General features: G+C 29.0%; 1 pseudogene. It reads left to right on the top strand.

Going from position 1 to position 217, the window contains the following annotated elements:
* A pseudogene (locus tag HMPREF2885_RS10210) lies at positions 1 to 217 on the top strand (hypothetical protein); the annotation flags it as partial.

Genomic DNA, 217 nt, shown 5'->3' with positions numbered 1-217 from the left:
AGCGTCGAAATAGAGAGTATGAAGTTAGTTTGGTTGAAACTTTAAAAGATAGTTATGAGGGTATTGAAGAAATTAGATTTTCTAATGCAAACTACACAAATCCTCCAGGAAGTTGGACTTGCGTAGTTGAACTATATTTTAATGAGAGAAGCATAAAATATAAAATTAATTATTCAAAAAAAGATAAACGTATTTCTGATGTATCTTTAGAGAGAGA

It is taken from the genome of Streptococcus sp. HMSC062H02 (assembly GCF_001813005.1).
Classification (GTDB): Bacteria; Bacillota; Bacilli; order Lactobacillales; family Streptococcaceae; genus Streptococcus; species Streptococcus oralis_S.
This window is presented reverse-complemented; position numbering and strand designations above follow the sequence as displayed.